Origin of the sequence: Streptomyces sp. NPDC058691 (genome assembly GCF_042714775.1) — a bacterium.
Lineage (GTDB): Bacteria > Actinomycetota > Actinomycetes > Streptomycetales > Streptomycetaceae > Actinacidiphila.
Map to the genome: position 1 here is coordinate 23,921 of NZ_JBHXSO010000057.1, position 24,719 is coordinate 48,639.

The window sequence follows — 24,719 nt, forward strand, 5'->3', positions numbered from 1 at the left end:
ACGATCGGTGGTCGACGATGACCGAGAAATCCACTGTCCGAAGCGTCACCTACGATCTGCTGCGGACCCTCCGGCTCACGACGGTTTTCGGCAATCCCGGCTCCACCGAGGAGACGTTCCTCCAGGACTTCCCCCCGGACTTCACCTACGTCCTGGCGTTGCAGGAGGGGTCCGTCGTCGCGATGGCGGATGCCTTCGCCCAGGTGACGCAGCGCCCAGCGCTGGTCAACGTGCATTCCTCGGCCGGACTCGGCAATGCCATGGGGAACCTGGTGGCGGCATATCACGGGAACACCCCCCTGATCGTCACCTCGGGCCAGCAGCACCGGGAACTGGTGATCGGCGACCCCTATCTGGGCAACCGTGAGGCCGTCACGATGCCGAAGCCGTGGGTGAAATGGTCGTACGAGCCCGCGCGCGCCGAGGACGTACCCGAGGCGTTCATGCGGGCCTACGCGACGGCGCTGCAGCCGCCGGCGGGGCCGGTGTACGTCTCGGTCCCCATGGACGACTGGGGGCAGCCGCTGTCCGGCTTCGCCCGCGTGCGGACGGTGAGCGACCGGGTCGCTCCCGACGGGGCCCGTCTGCGGAGCTTCGCCGACCGGATCTCCGCCTGCCGCCGTCCCGCGCTGGTCTTCGGACCGGAGGTGGACCGCGGCGGCGGATGGGACGCGGCGGTCGCCCTGGCGGAGCGGCTGCGTGCGGCCGTGTACGGGGCGCCACTGCAGGACCGGGCCTCCTTCCCGGAGGACCATCCCCTCTTCCGCGGCCCGCTCGGGATGTCGGTGAAGAACGTCAGCGACCGGCTGGCCGGGCACGACCTGGTCGTCGTGTTCGGCGCGGAGGTCTTCCGCTACTACCCCTACGTCCCGGGTGACTACCTTCCGGCGGGCACGGAACTGCTGCAGATCACCGCCAACCCCGCGGTCGCGGCGGCGGCACGGGTGGGCGACAGCCTGCTGGGCGACCCCGCGACGGCGATCGCGCAGCTGCGGGACCTGGTCGCGGAGGGGTCCGCGCGAACCGCACCGGAACCCATGGCGCGGCCCTACAGCCTTCCGCAGTCGCCGAACAGCCCCCTCACCCCGCCGGAGGTCTATGCGGCTCTCGGCCGTGTCAGGCCGGACGACGCGGTTATCGTCAACGAATCCACATCGACCATGGCCCAGCAGATCGAGTGGCTCCCCACCGTCAGGACCGGATCGTTCTTCGCCACGGCCAGCGGGGGCATCGGCTGGGGCACCCCCGCAGCGGTGGGGGTCGCGCTGGGCGACCGGGACAGGGGGGTGCGGCGGCCGGTCGTCGGCCTGATCGGGGACGGCTCGTTCCAGTACTGCGTGCAGGCCGTCTGGACGGCGGCGCAGCACGAGCTGCCGATCGTCTATGTGGTCATGCGCAACGAGGAGTACTCCATCCTGAAGTCGTTCGCGGTGCTGGAGGACACACCCGGCGTTCCCGGCCTCGACCTGCCCGGACTCGACATCGCCTCCCTGGCCCGCGGATTCGGTTGCCGCGCGGTCGACGTGGAGACCACCGACGAGCTGGAGGGGGAGTTCAAGGCGGCTCTGTCCGCCGGCACGACCACGGTCATCGTGGTTCCCACACAGCCTCAGAAAGCCATGTTGTAGGCACCCCGGCGTTGTAGGCACCCCGGCCCGGGCGGCGGCCCGCGGGTCACGGGGATGTCAGGGAATGTCGGGGTGGAGGAGCGCGGAGCCGAGGTACTGGACGGCAAGCAGGGCGACTTCGAGATCGGTGTGGCCCTTTTGGACGGGGTGTCCGAGTGCTTCCTCGATTTTCCGGATGCGGTACTGGACGGTGTTCTTGTGGAGGATCTGGGCGCCGGCGGTCGCGGTGTAACTGCCGCCGGTGTCGAGGAAGATCTGAACGGTCTCGCGCAGCCGTGCGGAGTTCTCGTCGTCGGTGGCGAGTGGGCCCAGAACGGCTTGCACCCAGGCGCGCAGGTCCTGGATGTTCGTGGACATGAGGGCGATCGGCGCGACGCGGGAGTAGTCGGTGAAACGGGGTGGCGGGACCGCCACAGCCGCGAGTTCCTGGGCGCGCAGCGCCTGTCGGAGAGTGAAGCGGAAGCCCTCGACACCACGTCCCACGGCGCCCAGGCACACGCGTATGGAAGGGTCGCAGCGCTCGATCGCCTGGGGCAGCCGGTCGAGCGGAACGTCGGCGCACGGGCCCAACGGCAGCCAGGCCCAGGCCAGGCTCTCGTCGCGAGGGACGAACAACGGCCTGGCGGAGCAGTGGAGTTCTCTGGCGATCAGGTGGGTCATCCGGTCGAGGCGGGCCAGTCCGGCACCGTCACCTGTCGACGGCGGCAACCAGGCCACCATGCCCAGGTGGTGCTGGCGGAGCCGGTAACCGAGGGTTGATTCGACCCGGTCGGGGTCGACCTGGCGCTCGGCGAGAATGTCCCGAACACGGTTGGCGCGTACGGCGGTCCGGCTGAGCAGCCAATGATCCCGCTCGAACTGGTAGACCTCGATGACATGCTCGGTGATCCGGTCGATGTAGCCGAAGCTCACCCGGAGCATGCGCCGATGAGTGGCTGCGTGCAGATCCTTGTCGGCGTCCTGCCGGTCGAGTTCGTCGAGGCACCACTGGAGAAAGCGCCAGTGGCCGATGCGGTAGGCCCGGACCAGCGCGCTGACGGACACATCTCTTTGGGCGAGCCGTCTGGCGTACTCCGTGGCGGCCACGGGGCCCTCGACGTTGTCCAGAGGAATGTCGTTCTCGAATATGTGCAGCAGGGTGGAGACATTGTCCGCGACACTCGCCTGCAGGATTTTCACGACGGTGTCGTCGCCCCTGAGTTCGGGGATCTCCGCGATCAGGTTCTCACCTATGTCGCAGCTCACTTCGGACAGGTGTGACCCTACGTTTTCCGCGACGACGGAGAGTCTTTTTACGGCGCCGGGATATTCCGCAGCCATGCACGTAATTGTACAGCGGGTGATCGCACGACGTCCCCCTGTTCGCGGGGCAGCGTATCAGGGCTCTTCCGCACCGCCGTCCCTCACATGCGCCGGATGACCAGCACGGCCAGGTCGTCGGCGTGGTCCACCGCGGCCGCGGCGTCGAGGACGCGGTCGGCGGTCTCCTCGGCGGTCAGCCCGTCGTGGAGGGCCGCGCCGGCCAGTGTTCCGGCACGTTCCAGCCCTGCTTCCAGCGTCAGGCCCGGTCCTTCGACCACGCCGTCGGTGACCATGACCAGCGCGCTGTCCCGGTCCAGGGTGAAGGTCTCCTCGCGGTACTCGGTGTCGAGTACGACTCCGAGGACCGGCCCGCCCGGCAGTTCGTGGATGCGGTGGCTGCCGTCCTTGCGCGCGCACAGCACCGGCACGTGGCCGGCGCTGGCACCGGTGACCTGTCCGTCGCGCGGGTCGACGTGCAACATCGTGCAACTGGCGAACCGCGCCGGATCCATCGTGACGAGCAATTCGTTGGTGCACCTCAGCACGGTTGCCGGATCCGGTTCCTGACCCGCGATCGCCCGGAGGGACATGCGCACCTGGCCCATGAAGGCGGCCGCGTCCACGTCGTGGCCCTGGACGTCGCCGATCTCCAGGGCGACCGCGCCGTCGGGCAGCACGAAGGCGTCGTACCAGTCCCCGCCGATGTCCAGCCCGTCGCGGCTCGGCCGGTAGCGGGCGGCGACCTCCAGGCCCGGTAGGTGCTCGGGCAGCGTGGGGAGCATCGTCTGCTGCAGCGCCGCGGCCAAGTCGACGCGTGCCTGCTGCAACCGGATGCGCCTCAGTGCCTGGCCTGCCAGGTCGGCCAGCGTACCCATGAGGGTCTGCTCGTCAGGGGCCGGCCGGTACCCGGTGCCCGAGAACACCATCCACGCCCCGAGCGGCTGAGTGCCGGCCTCGCCGAGCGGGGTGATCGAGACGGCGTAGTCGGAGCCGAGATGGGCAAGCCGTGGAAAAGCGGCCGAACTCGGCCAACGGCGGATGTAGTCGTCCCGGTCGGGGATGAACTGCGGTTTGCCGCAGCGGATCGCCTCGGACACCGGGCCCGGACCGTCCAGCGGCATGTCGTGCAGCGCCGTGACCTCCCCCATGTCTATGCCGGCATCGGTGGAGACGTGCAGGCGGTCTTCGTCGACGAGTCCGAGCAGGGCTCCGGTTCCGTAGAAGGTCGCGGCGAGCCGGGTCAGGACGACCTGTTGCAGCTCCTGCTCCGTGGCCGCGGTGATCAAGGCGGAGGAGAAGTCGGCGATGTCTTTGGCACGCTGCCGCTCGGCGATCAGTGCGGCCTGTGCCTTCGCCTTGCTCTTCTCCTGCTTGGTGTCGTCGCGGACCACCCCGAAGATCTGCTCCGGTCCGTCACAGCCCAGTTGGATCTGACGGGTCTGAATGGCCAGTCGATGCCAGCCGTCGTGCTCGGTGAGGAGGCGCAGCCTGTGCCAGGAGGACTGGCCGGAAGCCGAGCGCAGGAGCTGCCGGAAGGTCTCACGGTCGTCAGGGTGCACTGCCGACATGACTCTGGAGAGGGACGCGGTGGGATCCAGGAAGTTCGCGGCCAGGGCGGGAGCGCCACCGAGCCACTCCAATTGGCGCTCCTGCGGTGAATACATCCACAGGCCGAGGTTGGTGGCCTTGGCGGCCATCCGGAAAGGGATCAGCAGGCTGGTCAGGTCGTTCCGCGAATCCAGAGCGTGCACCCAGACCATCTGCTTGCCGCCGGCGGAATCCGTGACCGGCCGTGCTTCGATCAGACACGCGACGGATGCTCCGCATGGCCCGGGAAACTCCAGCACTCGCATCGCGACTGCCTTTGTCCTGGCGGCCTGGATCGCGAGACTCTCGGCAGACATCTGCTGGTTCGGGGGCCACAGTTCACTGAAGTCGCGTCCGAGGCACTGCTCCGCCGGCCTGTCCAGCGCGGTCGCCATCGCCGGGTTGAGGCCGCTGATGACACCGTCCAGCGTCAGAAGCGCCGCAGGGTCGTCCCTTCGGAGGAGTTCGTCCGAGGCGTCCATCTGCGGCTCCCTGGCTGATGCGAAAACAGCCCCTTCACCCTTTTGGGTTGATATTACCGCAATCGCAGGTGGCCGATGGCTCGTCCGGGCTCTTGTGCCGCAGCCGAGGGTGGCGGCTTCTTGGATGGCGCTCCGCCGGGCGGCCCGGGGCATCGCGCCCGAGGTCACGCGGCGCTCAGCGCTCGGCGTCGGCGATCCTGTTCATGATCGCGGCCGCTTGTCGCAGCACCTGCTGCTCGCCTGGCCGCAGCAGGTGCCGCAGGGTGCCGGTCAGCCATGCTTCCCGCGCCGCCGGGATCGTCGCTGTCAGCGCGCGCCCCTCGGGGGTGGCGCTGATCAGCATCTTGCGTCCGTCGCCCGGGTCTTGTTCGGACGTGATCAAGCCGTGGGCGCGCAGGGCGGAGAGCGTCTCGGCCATCGACTGCCGGCGCACGTGCTCGGCCTGCGCGAGGGCGCTGGTCGTGGTCGGCCCCAGTTCGACGACGCGGCTGAGGGTGGTCAGCTGCGACCACGTCCACGGCATCTCGTCGGGCGCGCTCTCGCTGCGCAGGCGTGCCCGCAGTCGGGTCATCGCCTTCGTCAGCTCGGCCGCGGTCTCGTTCACCCGGTTTTCTTCGGCGCCCATGGACCGACGTTAGCAGGTAGGCAGGCAGCCTGCTATGTTGATTGTCAGGCAACCTGCCTATCCGGGCGCCGCCCCCGCATGGGAGTCCGGGTCCGGCGCGCGGGCTCGCCGCACCGACTCACTGGAGCATGAGAGGAGTTTCGCCATGCCTTCGACCAGCCGCGCCGGTCGTCGTACCGGCGGGCAGACGCCGGACACACCGGACACGCCGGACACGGAGCCGTGGCGTCGGCGACCCTTCGGTCCGCGATTCGTCGCACCGCTGCTCTTGGGCTCGACGCTCAACCCCGTCAACAGCTCGGTCATCGCCACCGCCTTGGTCGCCATCGCCGCCTCCGTGGGCGTGAGCGTCGGCCAGACCGCGATCCTGATCTCCTGCCTGTACCTGACCAGCGCGATCGCACAGCCCACCGCGGGACGCCTGTCCGAGGAGTTCGGCCCGCGCCGCGTGTTCCTCGTCGGGATCGTCGTGGTCTTCCTCGGCGGCCTGCTCGGCGGAATCGCGACCGCAATGCCCATGCTGGTCGTCGCGCGCGTCCTGATCGGACTGGGCACCTCGGCGGGCTACCCGGCCGCGATGCTGCTGATCCGCCGGCGCGCCACCGCGACCGGGCTCGACACGCCTCCCGGCAAGGTGCTCGGCAGCCTGGCCATCGCGGGTGCCGTCACCGTGGCGGTCGGCCCCGCGGTCGGCGGCCTGCTCGTCGGCTGGTTCGGATGGCGCGCCGCATTCCTGGTCAACGTGCCCTTCACGATCGTCACGTTCGCGACGGCGACGGCCTGGATCGCCAAGGACCCCGACGTCATCAGGGGCCGCGCGCCGCGTGAGATCCTCGCGCGCATCGACGCCCTCGGCATCGTGGGCTTCGGCGCCGCGATGACGTCGCTGCTCGTCTTCCTGCTGTCGCTGCCCGAGCCGCGGTGGGTGGCGCTCGGCCTGACCGTCGCGTTCGCCGCCGCACTCGTCGGCTGGGAGTTGCGCGCGTCCAATCCGTTCCTCGACGTGCGGCTGCTCGCCTCGAACGGCGCGCTCACCCGTACCTACCTGCGCAACGGGCTGAGCCTGCTGGGCGTCTACACGATGCTCTACGGGCTCACCCAGTGGCTCGAGGCCGCACACGGCCTGTCCGCCTACGCCGCCGGGCTGGCACTGCTCCCGATGGGCCTGCTCTCGGCGATCGCTGCCCGGTTCGTCGCGAACCGGGTCGACGTCCGCGGGCCGCTGATCGTCGCGGCGGTGCTGCTCGTGCTCGGCTCGGTGGCGGCGCTCTTCCTGACCAGCACCACGCCGGTGGTCGCCGTCATCGGCGTCACCGCGCTGTTCGGCATCATGTCGGGTGTCTCCAACCTGGCCAACCAGACCGCCCTGTACCGCGAATCGCCACCCGAGAAGCTCGGCACCGCCTCCGGTCTGCTGCGCACCTTCGGCTACGTCGGCTCGATCGCCTCGGCGACGATCACCGGCATCGCGTTCCGCCCCCACGTGAGCGACTCGGGTCTGCACCACGTCTCGCTCATCCTCATCGCCATCGGCGCCGTCGTGCTGCTGATGACCGTGTTCGACCGGCGTCTGAAGCCGTCGTCGGACGAGATCACCCCGCCCCGCAAGGAGAACAGCCCCATGTCCGTGTCCAGTACCGCCACGACCGTCGTTCCGTCCCGGACCGCCCTTTTGCTGATGGACTATCAGGCAGCCGTCCTGGCCGCCATCCCCGACGCCGAGCCGGTACTCGGCCACGCACGGCAGGCGCTGGACTGGGCGCGGGACAACGGGGTCCGGGTCGTGTACGTCCGGGTCGCCTTCACCCCGGAGGACTTCGCCCGGATCCCCGCGCACAACAAGGCCTTCGCGGCGGTCGCCGAGAACGGGTTCCTGCTCGACGGCAGCCCGGAGACCCAGCTGCACGACTCGCTCGAAGTGCGCGACGGCGACATCGTCGTGCGCAAGACCCGGTTCGGCGCCTTCAGCAGCACCGACCTCTACGGGGACCTGCGCGCCCAGGGCGTCGACACGCTCGTCGTCGCCGGCATATCGACCTCGGGCGTCGTCCTGTCCACTCTGCGCGACGCGGCCGACCAGGACTACCGCCTGTTCGTCCTCGCCGACGCCACCGCCGACCCGGACCCCGAGGTCCACCGCGTGCTCATCGACAAGGTCTTCCCGCACCAGGCCGACATCCTCGAAACCGGCGACCTCAAGGCGCTCAGCGCCGCCTGAGGCCGCGCGGGCGCGTCTGCGTCCCTTCCCCGCGGTCTGCCCCAGTGGCAGCCCCCGGGGAGGGGACAGAGGATGGAAAACGGGGCTGGAATCGACCGAATGACAATGTTCTGGGTGGTTCTCATGCCGATGCACACACCTTCGGTTCTGCTCGATCCGCTGGTCAACCGTGGTACGGCCTTCACGGCGGAGGAGCGGGACCGCCTCGGCCTGGTCGGCCGGCTGCCCGACGCCGAGCTCTCGCTCGACCAGCAGGCGATGCGTGCCTGGGAACAGGTGCAGCAGGAGCCGACGGCGCTGGCGAAGTTCCTCAACCTGGAGCAGCTGCACGACCGCAACGAGGTGGTGTACTACCGTCTCCTGCTGGATCACCTGGCCGAGTTGCTGCCGGTGGTCTACGACCCGACCGTGGGCGACGCGATCAAGCACTACAGCCACGACTACCGGAATGCGCGCGGTGTCTTCCTGTCCATCGACCGGCCGGACGATGTGCAGCGCTCCTTCGAGGCGCTGCAACTCCACCGCGACGAGATCGACTTGATCGTGGTCACCGACGCCGAGGAGATCCTGGGCATCGGTGACTGGGGCGTGCAGGGCGTGCAGATCTCGGTCGGCAAGCTCGCCGTCTACACCGCCGCGGCCGGCCTGCATCCCGACCGCTGCCTGCCCGTGGTCCTGGATGTCGGAACCGACAACGAGAATCTCCTCAACGACCCCCTCTACCTGGGCGCACGCCACAGCAGGGTGCGCGGTGAGCGCTACGACGCGTTCGTCGAGAGCTATCTGAAGACCGTCTCCGAGCTGTTCCCGAAGGCACTGCTGCACTTCGAGGACTTCGGGCCGGGCAACGCCCGCCGCATCCTGGAGACTTACGGCCGGCGGTACCGGATGTTCAACGACGACATGCAGGGCACCGGTGCCATCACCCTGGCCGCCGCGGTGTCGGCCCTGAAGGTCACCGGCGTGCCGTTCCGTGAGCAGCGCATGATCGTCTTCGGCGCGGGCACCGCGGGGGTGGGCATCGCCGACCAGTTGCGCGATGCCATGGTCCGCGACGGCCTGGACCCCAAGGAGGCCACCCGGCGGGTGTGGCTGGTCGACAAGCAGGGACTGCTCGTGGCGGGAATGCCGGACCTGCGCGACTACCAGGCGCCCTACGCCCGGCCCGCCGAGGAGGTCAAGGACTGGGCGGACGGGGAGATCGACCTGCTCACCGCCGTCCGGCAGGTCCACCCCACCATTCTCGTCGGCACCTCCACCTCCCCGGGCACCTTCGACGAGGCCGTGGTCACCGCGATGGCGGCGCACGTCGAGCGGCCGATCATCTTCCCGCTGTCCAACCCGACCGAGAAGATCGAGGCCATGCCCGCCGACCTGCTCGCCTGGACCGACGGCAAGGTCCTCACGGCGACCGGCATCCCGGTCGACCCCGTCGACCACGGAGGCGTACGGCACATCATCGGCCAGGCCAACAACGCGCTCCTCTACCCCGGCCTCGGCCTGGGCATCGTCGTCGCCGGCGCGGAACGCGTCACCGCCGGGATGCTGCTCGCCGCGGCGGAGGCGGTCGCCGGGCAGGTCGACGCCCGAGCCCCCGGCGCGCCCCTGCTGCCGCCGGTGGCGAACCTGCGCGCCTCCTCGGCCACCGTGGCCGTGGCGGTGGTGCGCGCGGCCGTGGAGGACGAGGTCGCCACCCGTAAGCCGGACAACCTCGTCCAGGCCGTACAGGACGCCATGTGGCAGCCGGTCTACGGACCGCTCTCGGAGAAGGCGCCGGCATGACCACCCGGCACCGGCAGACCGACGAGCAGCAGCCGAAGCCACGGGACGTGCCGATCGGCATCGACGCCACCGGCCACCGCCGGGAAACCGACTCGATGGGCGCCATCGAGGTGCCCGCCGACCGCTATTGGGGCGCCCAGACCCAGCGGTCCCTGATCCACTTCTCCATCGGGGACGACCGCATGCCCAAGGCCGTCTACCACGCCTACGGCTACGTCAAGAAGGCCGCCGCACTCGTCAACGGACGTCATGACCGTCTGCCCGGCTGGAAGGCCGACCTGATCGCGCGCGTGGCCGACGAGGTGATCCACGGCGCCCTCGACGACCACTTCCCGCTGTACGTGTGGCAGACCGGTTCGGGCACCCAGAGCAACATGAACGTCAACGAGGTCATCAGCAACCGGGCGATCCAGCTCGTCGGCGGCGCCCTGGGCTCCAAGACACCGGTCCACCCCAATGATCACGTCAACATGGGCCAGTCCTCCAACGACACGTTCCCCACCGCCATGCACATCGCCGCGGTCCGGCAGATCGACCGGCATCTGCTCCCGAAAGTCAAGGAACTGCGGCAGGCGGTGGAGGACAAGTCGCACGACTGGTGGGACGTGGTCAAGATCGGCCGCACGCATCTGGAGGACGCCGTCCCGCTGTCCGTCGGCCAGGAATGGTCGGGCTACGCCGCCCAACTGTCCGACGCCATCGACCGGATCGAGGCCACCCTGCCGGGTCTGCGCCAACTGGCCATCGGCGGAACCGCCGTCGGCACCGGCCTCAACGCGCCCGACGGCTTCGGTGAGCAGGTGACCCAGGAGATCGCCCGGCTGACCGGCTACCCGTTCCGAACCGCCGCCAACTCCTTCGCCGCGCAAGGCAGTCTGGACGCCATGGTGGCGGCCTCGTCCGGGCTGCGGGCGCTGGCCGTGCCGCTGATGAAGATCGCCAACGACCTGCGCTGGCTCGCCTCCGGCCCCCGCTGCGGCATCAGTGAACTCACGCTGCCCGCCAACGAACCCGGCAGCTCCATCATGCCCGGCAAGGTCAATCCGACCCAGTGCGAAGCGATGGTCATGGTCTGCATCCAGGCACTCGCGGAGGACAGTGCCATCGCCTTCGCGGGCAGCCAGGGCAACTTCGAACTCAACGCCATGCGGCCCGTCATCATCAACAACTTCCTGCACTCCGCCCGCATCCTCGCGGATGCCGGCGAGAAGCTGCGCCTCTACTGCATAGAAGGGGCCGAACTGCACCGGGAGCAGATCGACGACTACCTCACGCGCTCTCTGATGCTCGTCACCGCGCTGTCCCCGGAGATCGGCTACGACAAGGCCAGCCGGATAGCCCACAAGGCCGATGACGAGGGGACCACGCTGCGCGAAGCCGCCCTCGCCACCGGCTACATCTCCGCCCGGGACTTCGACCGCATCGTCGACCCGAGGAAGATGGTGAACCTCACCCACTGACCCTCGGCTAGAGCACCTTGAGCAGGCGTTCGGCCAAGGCGGCCGCCGAGGCGGGGTTCTGGCCGGTGTACAGATTCCGGTCGACCACCGTGTAGGGCTTCCACATCTCACCCTTGGTGAAGTCGACGCCCATGCCGATGAGTTCGTCCTCGACCAGCCACCGCGCCCGCTTGGCGAGTCCGACCCCTTCCTCCTCTTCGTTCGTGAACGCGGTGACCCGGTATCCGGCGAAGGGCGATCGGCCGTGGATCCTGGTCGACAGCATCGCCGCCGGGGCGTGGCAGACGATGGCCAGGGGCTTGCCGGAGGCGAGGGCCGCGGTCAGCAGGCGGCCGGCATCGGCGTCCGTGCTCAGGTCCTCCATGGGCCCGTGGCCGCCCGGGAGGTAGACGGCGTCGTAGTCCTCCAAGCGGGCGTCCGCCAGGTGGAGCGGCCGCCGCATCACTTCCGCGGAGCGGATGGTCTCCTCCAGGTCGAGGGCGATCTGCGGGCTGCCGGCCATCTCGGGACGCAGGCTCATCATGTCCACCGTCGGGATCACCCCGTTGGGGGTGGCAACCGTGATCTGGTGGCCGGCGTCGGTGAGCGCCTTGTACGGGGCCGCGAACTCCTCGGCCCAGTAGCCCGTCGCGTGCCTGGTTCCGTCCTTGAGCGTCCAGTACGCGGCCCCGGTCATCACGAACAGCAGCTTCGCCATCGGACCATCGCCTCCCTGTCGGCATCCGCCGGAATGAGGGAACATCCGTCACTTAAAGCATCGTATGGTCCGATGCGATCCGCGAGGCATGGACCGCATGCGGCACACGGCTGCCTCGGCGGCGCGCCACCGAGGGCAGCGGCTTCTCACGGAATCACGACGTCCAGCCCCACGAGTTCGGCGGAACGGTCCCACAGCCGGCGGCCGAGGCCGGAATCGTCCGCCTGCGGGTTGTTGCGCCGGGCGGGCTTGTGGTTCTCGTAGTAGGTACCGGACTGCCACTCCGTGCCGGGAGTGGTCTCGGCGAGCCAGACCAACTGCCGGGCACCCTTCTCGGGGCTGACCATCGCCAGCCGGCTGAGGGGGTTGCTGTAGATGGGGCGCATGAAGCTCTTGCTGCCGGATGCGAAGTTGGTCGCGACGGCACCGGGGTGGAATGCGGCGGCGGACAGGCCACGAGGCGCGTATCGGGCGTGCAGTTCCTTGGTGAAGAGAATGTTCTCGAGCTTGGCCGTGCCGTATGCCCGGTGCGCGGTGTAGCCGGAGTCGTTGTCGAGGTCGTCGATGTCGAGCTTCCCGAACAGGCGGGCACCCGCGCTGGACGTCTGGATCACCGATGCCCTGCCGGCCAGGAGCTTGCCCATGAGCAGATTCGTGAGCAGGAAGGGGGCCAGATGATTGACCTGGAGGGTCTTCTCGAAGCCGTCGGCGGTCTTGTCGCGGTCGCCGAAGATTCCCCCCGCGTTGTTGACCAGGACGTCGATACGCGGGTACGCGGCGTCGAGGTCCGCGGCGAGTTTCCGGACGTCGGCCAAGGAGGTGAAGTCGGCGAGGAACCGGTCCGCTCCGAGTTCGTCGGCGACCTTCGCGGTCTTCTCGGGGGAGCGGCCGACGATCACGACCCGGTGGCCGTTCTGGTGCAGCCGGCGGGCGCCGGCGGCTCCGATGCCGTCGCTGGCTCCGGTGATCACGATGGTCTTGGGCATGGGGCGGTATCCGTTCGTCTTGCCGGCGCGGCCGGGATGGGGTGCGGAGGTGTAGCTTTTGGGTGCCGCGATGCGTGTGTCCACACATCGCGTGGTCATGGCCGCACGATGTGACGTGCTTGCTGTTGTCGCAGAGGCGGAGGGGAAAACGCGTGTACCGATCGACCGTAGCCGCGCCCGCACCCTCGGTGAGTGAATGGGAAGACGCGTTCTCCAGCCTGCACGGAGCGAGCCGCATCACGGTGACGGATCGCGACGCGCCGTGGACGGGGCGTCTGGAATGCCGGCAGTCCCGGACGTACGGCATCGCCTACTGCAGTGGCGGGCGGGAAACGTTCATCCGGGACGCCCGGCACATCGCCGCTGATCCCCGCGGCACCTACGAACTGCTCGTCCCACTGGCCGGGACGGCCTGGGTCGAGCAAGGAGCGTCCTCGGGGGAGCTCCAGCCCGGTCATATGGCGCTGTGCGACATGGACCGGCCGGTGACCTTCGCGCACGACGACGACTTCCGGTCGATCGCGCTGATCGTGCCGGGCCGTGAGGTCGCCCATCGCAACCCGGCCGCCGCCCGCGAACCGCGGTTGCTCAGCGGGGTCAGCGGCCTGGGCCGGGTGATCCGCACGATGGTGGCCACCCTGCAGGAGGAGCGGGAGCAGTTCTCGGAGGCGGCCTTCGACGTCGCCTGCGAGCGGCTGCTCGACCTGGTGTGCGTGGCCGCGGAGGGTGCGACCGATTCGGCGCCGACGGGGCAGCGGGCGACGGTCGAGGCCGAGATCCGCCGGTACATCCGCCGTCACGCTGGCGATGCGGACCTTGACGCCGCCGGCATCGCGCGGGCTCTCGGCTGGTCGACCCGCTACATCCAGCAGGTGCTGCGGGCGGCCGGCACGACCCCGCGCGACCTCGTGCGCCATGAGCGGCTGCACCTTGCCCGGGCCCGGCTGGCAGGGGCGAGCTGGGCCGGGCACTCCATCGCGCAGATCGCTCATTCCTGTGGTTTCGGCAGTCATGCGTCGTTCAGTACCGCATTCCGGAAGGAGTTCGGCATGTCGCCCCGTGACGCCAGGAAGGGCGTCCTCCCGCCTCCGGCGGGCCCGAGGTGAGCGCGCTTCGCCATGGGCCGGTCAGTCGCCCGGGGCGGTGAAGTAGCGGCGCGGATTGTCGACCAGCATGGTGGTGAGCTGCTCCTCGGTGACGCCGGCCTGGCGCAGTGCGGGCAGGACGTTGTCGTGCAGGTGGGTGTGGTGCCAGTCCGGCGCGATCCGCTCGCGCACGCCGGGCGGGAACCAGTCGACGTGGCACGACGCGTCGTGCGACAGGACCATCCGGCCCGCCAGCCCTTCCCGGGCGAGTGCCGCGACGGTCGCCACCCGCTGGTCGGCCGGCAGCAGGATGTCGAGGCCGAAGCGGTCCATGCCGACGTACGAGCCGTTGTCGATCAGCTGGTGCAGGTAGTCCAGGTCGTCGGTGTCGCCGCTGTGACCGATGACCACGGCGCCGAGGTCCACGCCTTCGTCGCGCAGGATCTCCTGGGCGACCAGGCCGGTGCGGGCGGCCGCGCTGGTGTGCACGGTGATCGGCGCTCCGGTGCGCAGGTGGGCCTGTGCCACCGCCCGCATCACCCGCTCCACCCCGGGGGTGAGCTCTTCCTCGATCGCGCACTTCAGGAAAGCGGCCCTGATGCCCGTGTCGGCGATGCCCTCGGTGAGCTCCCGGACGAACAGCTCGGTCATCCCCTCGGGACCGCCGAGCAGCGTCCCCGGGCCGTGGTAGCGGAAGAAGTGCGGGATGTCGCCCAGCGTGTAGATGCCGGTGGCCGCGATGATGTTCAGGCCGACCTGCTCGTTCACCGCCGCGACCCGGGTGACGTCGCGCCCCAGCCCGATCACGGTGGGGTCCACGATCGTGGTGACGCCCGTGGCGGCCAGGGCCTTCAGTCGGCTGACCGCGTCGCTGACGCGCTCCTGCTCGTCCCAGGTCTCCGGGAGGCTCTGCCGGAACTCCTCGCTCAGGACGAAGACGTGCTCGTGCATCAGGACCGTTCCGAGGTCACCGACCGCCACGGGGCCACGGACAGTCTGTACTTGGGAAGGCGGAGTCATGGAAGTCCTTCGGGCTCATGCCGTCGCCCGTGCGGCATCGGCTTGATCGGTGCGAGGCGGGGTCGCGCCTCCGGCGGGCCTGTTCGCCGAGGTGCTGGTGTGCACCGGTGCACAGCCCGCCCGCCGGCACGACCTCTACTCTCGGGCACCCCGCCGCAGCCGTCTTTCGTGTCGACGCACACTTCTTCTCCCCGCACGTACTGACCGCTGTACGAGCCCGGCGGAGACTTCCGCCGGGCGTCAGCCGGATGGCCCCGGTAAAGTCATGGGTACAGGTCCCCTCGGCCACGACTCGCCACGGTGTGCGGTCGCGTCGCCTGCGACAGGGCTCGTGGCCCTTGCGTGACGGCTTGGACGAAACGCCGCCCGCGCGCGGAGAGGCTGGCAACGTGAAGAAGCTGCTCAGTCCCAGCGTTCCCGCCATCGGCCGGCCGGCGGGCCTCCCACAGGCGGATGCGATCGACACCGCCCATGCGGGCGGCACGCCTCACGGACTCAAGGGCGACCTCGTCGCGCTGCTCGGCGAGGACCAGGTGCTGCACCGCCTCTCGGATCTCGTCCGGTACGCCTCCGACGCCAGCCCCTACCGCTACCTGCCCCAGGTCGTCGTCCTGCCCCGTGACGTGGAGGACGTCCGGAAACTGCTCGGCTACTGCCGCCGAAGCGGGCGGCACGCCACGTTCCGTGCCGGCGGGACGAGCCTCAACGGCCAGGCCCAGTCCGATGACATCCTCATCGACGTGCGCCGGCACTGGAGCGGGATGGCCGTCGAGGGCGACGGCGCGCGCTTGCGGGCGCGGCCGGGCACGATCCTCGGCCACGCCGCGGCGTTGCTCCGCCGGCACGGCCGGCGGCTCGGGCCGGACCCGGCCTCCTCGGACGTCGCCACGATCGGCGGAGTCCTCGCCAACAACGCGGCCGGTATGCGCTGCACCTTGGAGCGCAACGCCTACCACACGGTGGCGTCGATGACCCTCGTGCTGCCGTCCGGCACGGTCATCGACACCGCCGCGCCGGACGCCGAGGCGCGCTTCGCCGCGGCGGAGCCCGAACTGGCGGCCGGACTCGCCGGGTTGCGGGAGCAACTGCTCGCGGACAGCGAACTCACCGCGCGTGTGCGCCACAAGTTCTCCATCCGCAACACCACCGGATACACCCTTGCGGCGCTGCTCGACGCCGACACCCCGCTCGAGATCTTCCGGCGCCTCGTCATCGGTTCCGAGGGCACTCTCGCGTTCATCGCCGAGGCCGTGATCGACACGCTGCCGGCCCCTACGGCGACCACGGTCACCTGGATCGCGCTTCCCTCGGTGGAGGAAGCGGCAGCCCTCGTGCCGGGCCTGGTCGGCCTCGGTGCCGAAGCCGTCGAACTCATGGTCGCACCAGCCCTCACCGCCGCCGCCCAGGCATACCCGAACACCCCCGCGTACTGGAAGACCCTCGATCCGGGTGCGGCGGCGCTTCTGGTCGAGTTCGCCACCCGGGAGCCGGCCGCCCTCGACGAAGTCGAGGCCCGCGTCGCGGAGCTGGTCGCGGACGCGAACCTGCTGCACGCGCTGGACTTCACCCGGGACCAGGAGCTCATCGAACTGGACTGGCGCATCCGCGAGGGCCTGCTCGGCATCGTCGGCCAACTTCGCCCGCCGGGCACCGCCGTGGTCACCGAGGACGTCTGCTTCCCGCCCGCCCGGATCGCCGAAGGCGCGAGCGATCTGCACACCATCTTGACCAGGCACGGCTTCCTGCCGGGCGTCGCGGGCCACGCCGCGTACGGCAATCTCCACTTCACCCTGACGCCCAAACTCGCCGACCCCGCCGACCGCGACAGGTACGCCGCGTTCATGTCCGACCTCGTGGCGCTCGTCATCGACAAGTACGACGGATCACTCAAGGCGGAGCACGGCACCGGGATCAACATGGCGCCGTTCGTCCGTCACGAATGGGGCGACAAGGCCACCGGGATCATGTGGCGGATCAAGGAACTCGCCGACCCGCACGGCGTCCTCGCCCCCGACGTCATCCTCACCCGTGACGCCCAGGTCCACCTGAAGTCCTTCAAGTCGACACCGGACATCGAGGACGCGGCGACCCACTGCATCGAGTGCGGCTACTGCGAGGCCGTCTGCCCCAGCCGCAACGTCACCACCACCCCACGGCAGCGCATCGTGCTGCGCCGGGAGATGGCGCGACAGCCCGAAGGATCGCCGCTGCTGGCCGAGTTGCTGGCGGAATACGAGTACGACGCCATCGAGACCTGCGCAGTCGACGGCACCTGTGCCCTCCCATGTCCCGTGCACATCAACACCGGTGCGCTGATCAAGGAATTCCGGCGGGACGAATCGACGGAAGCGCGCGAGAAGGTCGCGCTCCGGATCGCCAAGCGATGGGCGACCGTCGAGGAACTCGCCCGCACCGCCATGGGCGCCGCCGACATCGTCCAGCGAACGGTCGGCGCGAAAGCGCTCACCGAACTGACCGCCGGCGCGCGGCTCGCGATCAGCAACGACCTCATGCCGGCGGTCCCGGGACCGATGCCGCGCAGCGCGCCGGGCAAGCCGCCCGAGACCTCCCGCGGCGGCGCGGCGGCCGTCTACTTCCCCGCTTGCGTCAACCGCATCTTCGGCCGCGACCCGGGGATGCCACGGCATCCGTCCCTCCAGCAGGCACTTGTCGAGGTCTCGGCACGAGCCGGCAAGCCGCTGTGGATCCCGGACGACGTGGCCGGCAAGTGCTGCTCCACCCCATGGAGCAGCAAGGGCTACACCCAGGGACACGAATGGATGGCCGCGACCACCTGCGACGCCCTGTGGACCTGGAGCGGGCACGGCTCCCTGCCCGTGGTCATCGACGCCGCCTCATGCACCAACGGCCTGCTCGACGACGTCAGGAACTACCTCGACGACGAGCACCGCGCCCGGCTGGAACAGATCACCCTCCTCGACTCGATCACCTGGTGCGCCGACCTGCTCCCGCACTTGGACGTCACCAGGCGGGTGGACCGCGTGGCGGTGCACCCCACCTGTTCAACGGCCCACCTGGGGCTGAGCAAGACCCTGGAGGCCATCGCGGGACAACTCGCCGCCGAGGTCCTGGTACCGGTCGGCACCACCTGCTGCGGCACGGCCGGCGACCGAGGGCTCCTCCACCCGGAACTCGTCGTCTCCGCGACGCGGGACGAGAAGGCCGTCCTGGACGAGACGCCCGCGGACGCATACCTGTCGGCCAACCGCACCTGCGAGATGGGAATGCGGCACGCCACCGGCCGCGCGTACGAGTCCTTCGTCTTCGTCCTGGAAGAACTGACCCGCCCGGCGGCGTAGGACCGGTCAGGCGCCGCTTGCCGGTCCCAGCAGCCCGCGGGCGGTGGCCAGGCTCCAGGCCGCCAGGGTGAATCCGTCGTGGATGTGTCCCTCGGCGAGCTCTGCGCGCATCTCGTCGGGGGACAGGGCACGGAAGGCGTCGATCCCCTCCTCGCGGGCCTCGGGGCCCGGGGTCCCGGCGAACGAGGACGAGGCGAGCCGTGCCAGGTACAGCTGGTCGCGGCCGCCGTGCATCCCCGTGTCGGTGGTGATCTCGCCGAGGCGGATCATCTCCGTGACCTCGCCCCCGACTTCCTCCAGCAGTTCGCGGCGCGCGGTCGTGGCACCCTCTTCGCCCGGCGCGCCGAAACCGCGGGGGATCTCCCAGTGCCAGTCCCGGTCGGCGTGCCGGAAGTGGTGGAGCAGGACGATCCTGCCGTCGTCCAGGACCGGCAGTACCGCGGCACCTCCTCCCGGGGCCCCGGTCACGAAGCGGATGTAGGTGTTGACGCGCCCGGAGCGGAAGCGCACGGCGTCGCGGACCAGGGTGACGTAGGGGTCCCGGTAGACGACGCCGATGTCAGCGCACTCCTCGGGGAAGCCGAACGCGACCGCCAGTTCCCCCACTTCCCGTGCCACACGGTCCTGGTCGGCGCGGTCGAGCAGGATCTCGTACGCGGTTCCCGGGGGGTTCACGAACAGCTCCGGCCGTTGTTCCCGCAGGGTGGCGTAGGCGCTCAGCCGTGCCTCCTTGCGCTCCCGGACCAGCTTGTCCTCGCCATCGGCCTCGGTCATGTGTCCGCCTCGTCTCGTGTGGTGTCGCGCCGTCCCGGGCCCGCGTTCCCCTTCGGGTTGCCGCGGGTCGTCACAGGTAGAGGGCCAGGGGCATGTGCTGGATGCGGCCGGCCAGGTCCGGATAGTCGCGCAGGACGGAGAGATAGTGCTCGTGGAGGGCCTGGACCACGTCGAAGGGCGCGGCATCCGCGTCGCCCAGTGCCTGTCTGCTCTTGCGGAGCAGTGCGCGGACGGTCTCGACCATCGCGATGTCCAGGACGTACCACAGGGGCAGGCAGACGGCTCCGGCGCCGCTGATGATCAGCGAGCGCATGAATCCCAGCACGTCGCCCCCGTCGGAGCGCATGCCCTGCCCGGCCACGCAGGCGCCGAGCACGGTCAGCTTGTTGCGGGGCAGGCTCAGGTGCAGGGCGAGGTCGAACTGGGTGAGCACGTCCTGGTCGCCGAGGTGGAGCAGAGGGCCGGCGGCCTCCGGACCGTCCAGGTAGGTCCCGTGGCCGGCGTACACGAAGAACTCCGGCTCCTTGGCGACGAGGGCGCCCAGACCGTCCCAGTCGGCGGCGTGGGCGGGCCCCGCGAATGCCAGGCCCTGCGGAGGGGGTCCGGCCACCACGACGTGCTCGCTGCGCCAGCCGGTGCCGACGAGTTCGCGGCCCGAGGCGTCGGAGTCGGTGGACAGCAGGGCCGCCAAGTCGTCGTCGTGCTCCATGAGCTGACGCTTGAGCAGATGGCGTCCCTGCGTGACGAAGGCGGCCACGCTGACGGAGTGGGAGAGCGGTACGCGTGCCGCCAGCGGCCGTGTGTCGCCGGGGCCGACCGCGACGTGGAGCGGCACGGCGAAGACGTGGTCGGTGGGGATCAGGGTGAGGTGGGTCGCGGCGCCGCCCGCCTCGACGCGGTCCCACACGGGGGCGATGAGGAGATCCCACATCCGGCGGCAGGTCTCCTCGGAGGGCCATGGAGCGTCGGCGGCGGAGATGTCGGCCCACACCTGCCCGGCCAGGCGGGCCACCTTCTCGTAGGGGATGCCCGGCACGGTCGTCAGGCGTCCGTCCCGGCAGACGACGATGCCGAGCGAGTCGGGCACGGGTGCGGCGCCGGGCCCGATGCCGTCGGACGCGGCGTAGCGGAAGTAGCGCACCACGCAGGAGCCCGGATGATTCAGGCTGTACTGGACGAGCCGGTGCGCGATGTCCTCGTCGTGGGCGACGGACGTCAACGGGGCGTCCAGGAAGCGCTCTTCATACTCCCGCTCACGTTCGGCCAGTACCTCGCGCAGGGCTCCCACCAGCTCGGGCGAAGCGGCCTGGAGCGCGGCACGCACCCTCGGAGCGCCGCCGGAGGCAGGAGCGGGTGAGGGGGCTCCGGCGATGCGCCGGGCGGGCGGCTCCAGGGACGAGGGGCGCGAGGAGCCGAGCAGGTCCAGCAGTTCACGGCCGGAGGACTCCTCGACCAGCGAGAGGATCCTCTCCTGGCCCGCCTGGGAGCCGTCCCCGCTGACGACGGCGTCGGCGATCGCATGGAGGAACGCCGGCCGCATGTGACGGGCGTACGCCCGCTTGTATGCGGGCAGGGCGATGGCCGACCGGACCGAACGCGCGAGGCCCAGCCGCCGCTCGAGGACGTCTCCCGGACGGCTGGCGGGCGGAAGCGCCGCGGCGGTCCGCTGGTAACCGCGCACGGTGTATGCGTAGAAGTCGACGTCCAGCCCGGCGTGATGGCCGTCCGCCGAGTCGTCCCGCTCCAACTCGTCGAGCAGCCGCCCCAGCTCCGCAAGGCCCGCGGCGCCGCCGCCGCGGAGGGCGAGGTTCTGCCGGGCGATTGCCCTCCCGCGTTCCCACGGCAGGGTCAGCAGCTCCTCGAAGTGCCGCTGGGCGTTGTCCGGTTCGCACAGCGCCTGGTTGGTGCGCGACTGGGCGATCCGGTAGGCGTCCCCGAGCCCTTGGGAGATCGCCAGGGACCGCGACGTGACGTCCAGCGACCGCGCGGGCTGCCCGGCCTCCCGCAGCGCCGTGGCGAGATTGTGGAGCGCGTTGGAGTAGCCCCGGAGGAACTCCCGGTGGCGGGCGGGAGTGCCGGGCTCGGGAGGAACGGCGACGTCGACCCCCTGCTGCGCGGCCAGATCCTCGATCTCCTCGATGGCCGACTCGAGTTCGGCGACGAACCCGGCAGCGGGCGATCCCTTCCCGCTGTCCCGTGCCGGCTGTCCCCACTCCTCGAACCGGGCGCGTTCACGATTGCTGCGCAGATCCGGCACGGCCCACCACAGACCGGCCTGCTGCGCGATGTCGACCGCGGTCCCGAAGGAGATCCGGGCGGAGGTGAAGCTGCCCAGCCGGTAGCGGATCCGGCCCTCCCCGTCGAACCACCGGGCGGCCGCGTAGGAGGCGAAGGGGTCGTCGGCCGGCAGTTCGCCGCGGCGGTGGAGATCGTGGAGCAGCCGGGCGTCGGCACGTGAGGCCTTGATCAACTGGAGGCCGGTGAACAGCCGGTACGCCATGTCCGCGCGCACGATCTCGCACCAGTGGGCGCCCACCCGGCGTGCCGTGTCCCTGACGTCGCCCTGCCGTCCCTGGTCGGAGACCCCGGTCAGCCGCAGGAGGCGCAGGGCGTCCTCCTGCCGCATGGGGACGTCGAAGTCCACGTCGAAACGGAGGATGAGGTCCTCGACATCCAGTTCGCCGATGAGGGCGAAGATCGCGGAAACGGAGTCCTCCGGCCGTGGGCTCGTCGACTGGTTCATGGCCTGATCGGCTCCCGTTTCTGTGCGGACGAGCAGGGGTCGGCGGTCGGCGTTCGGCGGTCGAGAACGGGCAGGGGGTCAACTGCGCCGGTCCGCCCGGTGGTACACGAGGGCGGCGGCCAGCCCCACAGCCAGGCAGGAGGGCGCCGTCACGACGGCCGGCAGCAGGCCGTCGCCGCGGTGGAGGCTCCAGGCCGTCATGGCCAGCCAGCACAGGGAGGATCCGAGCAGGCCCGAGGCCGCCGTGTCGATCCAGCGGTAGGGGAGGGCGACCGTGGATATCGCGGCCTGCCGGAGGACGGCCAGCGGCAGGAAGAGTGCCACAGCCGTGAGGACGAGGATCGTCGGTGACTGGGCGGCGCGGGGGAGCGGAAGGTGGTAGTCAAGGGTCTGCACCACGGTCAGCGCGGCGAGAACCGATCCCAGCACCGAGGTCTGCACGAGACTCAGCCGGTTCCGGTACTCGCTCAGCGCCCGGTCGGTGACCGCGGTGGCCGCGGCGCGCGCCGCCTCGGCCCGTTCACGGGCGGCCGACAGGTACTCCAGATCGTCCTCGATCTGGGCGATGAGGGTTTCGGCCGCGGCCAGGTCGCGCTCCGGCCAGGAACTCCCGGCGCCTACGCGGCGCAGCCGGGGCGCGTGAAGGCGCATGTTCCCGATCGCGATGGCCACCGTGCGGATCAGCTCACGATGCTGGGTGATCGTCCACAGCGCACCGTGCGGGCCGAGTTGGGTCCTTTCGAGCACGGCCGCCGCGGCGAGGACGGCCCGCAGACTGACGGGTTCGCCGGACGTGCCGGGTTGCAGCGCACGCAGCAGGGCCAGGGTCTCCCGGTCGCTGTGGGCACGGCGCGCGTGGAGGGGCTCCCTGGCGACGAACTCGTCGTAACGGCGGGACTCGTAACCCACTTTGGCGGCGTGCATCAGATAGTGCGTCAGCGGTCGCAGGCCGCTCTCGCCCTCCGCCGCCCAGGCCCATTCGTCCAGTGCGCGTTCGGCACGCACCGGGGCGAGGAGGCAGAAGTGCGTCACCAGGTCCCCCGGACCTCCCCGGCCGGTGCGCCACACCGAGAACCCGTGGTCCGTCACGTCGTGCCCGCGCCACCATGTCTCGTCGTACCCGTCGTTCCCGTCGTTCCCGTCGTCCTCGCCGGACAACGGCGCGTGGCGCCGGACCAGTTCGGAGATCGACTGCCGCGACCGTGGCGACTCGCTCCGGTGCAGGGCGGTGAAGACGCGGAACTCGCCCAGGATTCCGGCCGGCGGGGGACCGGTGACGCCCGCCGCGGTCGAGGCCGCCGTCCACTCGTCCAGCAGGGTGTCCCACTGCCCGGGGCCGGCGTCGAGGTCGTTGGGCGCGAGCAGGGCCACCAGCCCCAGCACGTCGTGCTCGGCGAAGACGAACGCGGCGTGGATGCCAGGGCCCGCCTCCCGCGCCCCCGCGGCCAGGACGGTGAAGTCCGTGGCCGGGAGTACGGGACCGGCGAAGGGCTCGGCGGGTAACGGCAGTCCGCCGAACTCCGCCGTCATGCCGAGCCGGCCACACGCGTCCCACAGACGTGAGAGGTATGCGTGGGACGAGGTCTCTCCCGGCTCCGGAACGGCCGGCACGAAGCATGTGACGATCAGCGACGGTTTGACGATCCCGTGCACCAGGCGCTACCGCCTTCCAGGCGTGGGCGAAGGACGCTCAATCGGCCGAGGGCGTCGTGCCCCTCCCGTCGCCGCGTTCGGCGGGGCCGTCCAGATCGAGGGTGAGTCTGCCGACCAGGACGTTGCGTTGCTCGCGCCGCTCCGGCGGGATGAGGGTCTTCCGCGCACCGGGCAGGGTCTGGGCACGATAGGCGGACTCCAGTGCCTGCAACCGTGCGAGGGCCTCGTCGACCGCGCCGGCGGAGTCCGCGGCGACCGCCGCGTCCAGTTCCCCGAGCACTCTTTCCACGTCGAGCCATCCTTCGGCCGACAGGAACCAGTCGTCGAGCGCCCGCAACCGGTTGACGACGCGCCGCTTCAGGTCAGCATTCACCGATGGCCCCCGTTGCCGCCCCGTAACCCGTCACTGAACGAGAGCCCCAGGGTAGCGTTCCGTGCTCGTCCGCGGACGGGATTTCCCGGAGACCCCGGCCCCCTGACTCCGGACATGGCCGGCCCGAAGGTCAGTTGCGGATCCTCGGGGTCTGGTGCAGGTGGGCGGGGGTGGCGGCGGTGGCTTCTCGGAGCAGGAAATCGGCCAGGTCGGCGCGTGAGATCGCGGAGGTGAGCCCGATCCTCAGGTCCGTTCCCGCGCGGTAGGTGCCGGTGTGCGGCTTGTTCTTCAGCGCGGGCGGCCGCACGATCGTCCAGTCCGCGGTGGAGGCCCGGATGAGCTTCTCCATCTCGTCCTTGTCGCGCATCTTGTCGCCGAGCATCGCCCACAACATGCGGGAGTAGAGCGAGCCGTCATGTGACTCGGCGGCTCCGTGCGCGCTCACCACGACCAGCCGGCGCACCCCGGTCCGCGTCATCGCACCGAGAATCGAGCGGACTCCGTCGGTGCAGACGCTCACGGGCCCCTTGGCGTTGGTGCCCAGCGCACTGATCACGGCATCGCAGCCGACCAGCGCGTCGTCGACGAGTTCGGCGTCGTTCAAGTCCGGCACGAGGGCGATCCGCAAGCCGGGGTGCGGCTGCAGGGCGTCGGGGCGGCGCACCACCGCTGTGACGTCGTGACCTGCGGCGAGAGCCTGTGCGACGGTTTCCCGGCCGGTGCCGCCGGTGGCCCCGAAGACGACTATTTTCACGATGATCCTTACGCTTGCGCACTGTGAAACACTTTGTTTCGCAGTGAAAGGGTGGCATCGGAGCCGCCTGCGAGTCAAGTTGTCTCATAGCGGAGGCGTGCTCCGCTCCCAGGCGCCGCCAACAGGCCGGCGGAAGGACCGCCGGATAGCCTCGGCCTGTGAACGATTCCCACGGCAGGCGGGTCAAGGGACAGCATGAACCGCCGACGACGCCCCGTTCCGGCGGGGCG

17 protein-coding genes are annotated in these 24,719 nt (G+C 70.2%); 6 read left to right on the plus strand and 11 right to left on the minus strand.

Annotation, left to right across the window (positions count from 1 at the left end; translation table 11 throughout):
- Positions 1-17: 17 nt before the first annotated feature.
- Entirely contained in the window at positions 18-1,628 is a 1,611-nt protein-coding gene (gene mdlC, locus ACFWVC_RS31135) for a benzoylformate decarboxylase (RefSeq protein ID WP_384294962.1), read from the plus strand.
- A gap of 57 nt (positions 1,629-1,685) precedes the next feature.
- Here the strand turns inward: mdlC and ACFWVC_RS31140 are convergent, their stop codons facing one another.
- The 3 genes from ACFWVC_RS31140 to ACFWVC_RS31150 all read right to left on the minus strand — a co-directional run bounded on the left by ACFWVC_RS31140 (position 1,686) and on the right by ACFWVC_RS31150 (position 5,624).
- Entirely contained in the window at positions 1,686-2,948 is a 1,263-nt protein-coding gene (locus tag ACFWVC_RS31140; protein ID WP_384294965.1) for a PucR family transcriptional regulator, read from the minus strand.
- 83 nt (positions 2,949-3,031) lie between these two features.
- Positions 3,032-4,999: a SpoIIE family protein phosphatase gene (locus ACFWVC_RS31145; protein ID WP_384294969.1), complete on the minus strand. Its 1,968-nt coding sequence runs from the start codon at positions 4,997-4,999 to the stop codon at positions 3,032-3,034.
- 175 nt (positions 5,000-5,174) lie between these two features.
- A complete protein-coding gene (locus tag ACFWVC_RS31150; RefSeq protein ID WP_384294973.1) occupies positions 5,175-5,624 on the minus strand; it encodes a MarR family winged helix-turn-helix transcriptional regulator in 450 nt (149 codons plus the stop codon).
- 145 nt (positions 5,625-5,769) lie between these two features.
- Here ACFWVC_RS31150 and ACFWVC_RS31155 point away from each other — a divergent pair, with 145 nt between their 5' ends.
- From ACFWVC_RS31155 to fumC, 3 genes are all read left to right on the plus strand, one after another.
- Positions 5,770-7,842, plus strand: a complete 2,073-nt coding sequence (locus tag ACFWVC_RS31155; RefSeq protein ID WP_384294977.1) for an MFS transporter — start codon at positions 5,770-5,772, stop codon at positions 7,840-7,842.
- A gap of 123 nt (positions 7,843-7,965) precedes the next feature.
- The gene (locus ACFWVC_RS31160) at positions 7,966-9,624 is read left to right on the plus strand and encodes an NAD-dependent malic enzyme (protein WP_384294986.1); all 1,659 of its coding nucleotides are present in this window, start codon (positions 7,966-7,968) and stop codon (positions 9,622-9,624) included.
- Complete coding sequence (fumC, locus tag ACFWVC_RS31165) at positions 9,621-11,084, plus strand: class II fumarate hydratase (RefSeq protein ID WP_384294992.1); 1,464 nt, start codon at positions 9,621-9,623, stop codon at positions 11,082-11,084. The genes ACFWVC_RS31160 and fumC overlap by 4 nt, the downstream gene beginning before the upstream one ends.
- A gap of 7 nt (positions 11,085-11,091) precedes the next feature.
- Here fumC and ACFWVC_RS31170 read toward each other — a convergent pair whose 3' ends face one another.
- Complete coding sequence (locus ACFWVC_RS31170; protein ID WP_384294999.1) at positions 11,092-11,781, minus strand: type 1 glutamine amidotransferase domain-containing protein; 690 nt, start codon at positions 11,779-11,781, stop codon at positions 11,092-11,094.
- A 146-nt stretch (positions 11,782-11,927) separates the two neighbouring features.
- Positions 11,928-12,767 (minus strand): SDR family NAD(P)-dependent oxidoreductase, encoded by an 840-nt coding sequence (locus ACFWVC_RS31175; protein WP_384295005.1) that lies wholly within the window; start codon positions 12,765-12,767, stop codon positions 11,928-11,930.
- Positions 12,768-12,955: 188 nt separating this feature from the next.
- Between ACFWVC_RS31175 and ACFWVC_RS31180 the strand changes: the two genes are divergently transcribed.
- Entirely contained in the window at positions 12,956-13,873 is a 918-nt protein-coding gene (locus tag ACFWVC_RS31180; RefSeq protein WP_384295010.1) for an AraC family transcriptional regulator, read from the plus strand.
- 21 nt (positions 13,874-13,894) lie between these two features.
- Here the strand turns inward: ACFWVC_RS31180 and ACFWVC_RS31185 are convergent, their stop codons facing one another.
- A complete protein-coding gene (locus tag ACFWVC_RS31185) occupies positions 13,895-14,833 on the minus strand; it encodes a phosphotriesterase (protein WP_384295014.1) in 939 nt (312 codons plus the stop codon).
- Positions 14,834-15,261: 428 nt separating this feature from the next.
- Here ACFWVC_RS31185 and ACFWVC_RS31190 point away from each other — a divergent pair, with 428 nt between their 5' ends.
- Entirely contained in the window at positions 15,262-18,192 is a 2,931-nt protein-coding gene (locus ACFWVC_RS31190) for an FAD-binding and (Fe-S)-binding domain-containing protein (RefSeq protein WP_384295017.1), read from the plus strand.
- A 6-nt stretch (positions 18,193-18,198) separates the two neighbouring features.
- On the opposite strand, the gene ACFWVC_RS31195 is transcribed toward ACFWVC_RS31190, so the two are convergent.
- The 5 genes from ACFWVC_RS31195 to ACFWVC_RS31215 form a co-directional block, all read right to left on the minus strand.
- Complete coding sequence (locus tag ACFWVC_RS31195) at positions 18,199-18,966, minus strand: NUDIX hydrolase (RefSeq protein ID WP_384295020.1); 768 nt, start codon at positions 18,964-18,966, stop codon at positions 18,199-18,201.
- Between the two features lie 70 nt (positions 18,967-19,036).
- Positions 19,037-21,709: a CHAT domain-containing protein gene (locus ACFWVC_RS31200; RefSeq protein WP_384295023.1), complete on the minus strand. Its 2,673-nt coding sequence runs from the start codon at positions 21,707-21,709 to the stop codon at positions 19,037-19,039.
- A gap of 78 nt (positions 21,710-21,787) precedes the next feature.
- The gene (locus ACFWVC_RS31205) at positions 21,788-23,362 is read right to left on the minus strand and encodes a CATRA conflict system CASPASE/TPR repeat-associated protein (protein ID WP_384295026.1); all 1,575 of its coding nucleotides are present in this window, start codon (positions 23,360-23,362) and stop codon (positions 21,788-21,790) included.
- Between the two features lie 37 nt (positions 23,363-23,399).
- Positions 23,400-23,735 (minus strand): CATRA system-associated protein, encoded by a 336-nt coding sequence (locus tag ACFWVC_RS31210; RefSeq protein WP_384295029.1) that lies wholly within the window; start codon positions 23,733-23,735, stop codon positions 23,400-23,402.
- A gap of 130 nt (positions 23,736-23,865) precedes the next feature.
- On the minus strand, positions 23,866-24,489 hold the full coding sequence (locus ACFWVC_RS31215; RefSeq protein ID WP_384295035.1) for an NAD(P)-dependent oxidoreductase: 624 nt from the start codon (positions 24,487-24,489) through the stop codon (positions 23,866-23,868).
- Positions 24,490-24,719 lie beyond the last annotated feature (230 nt).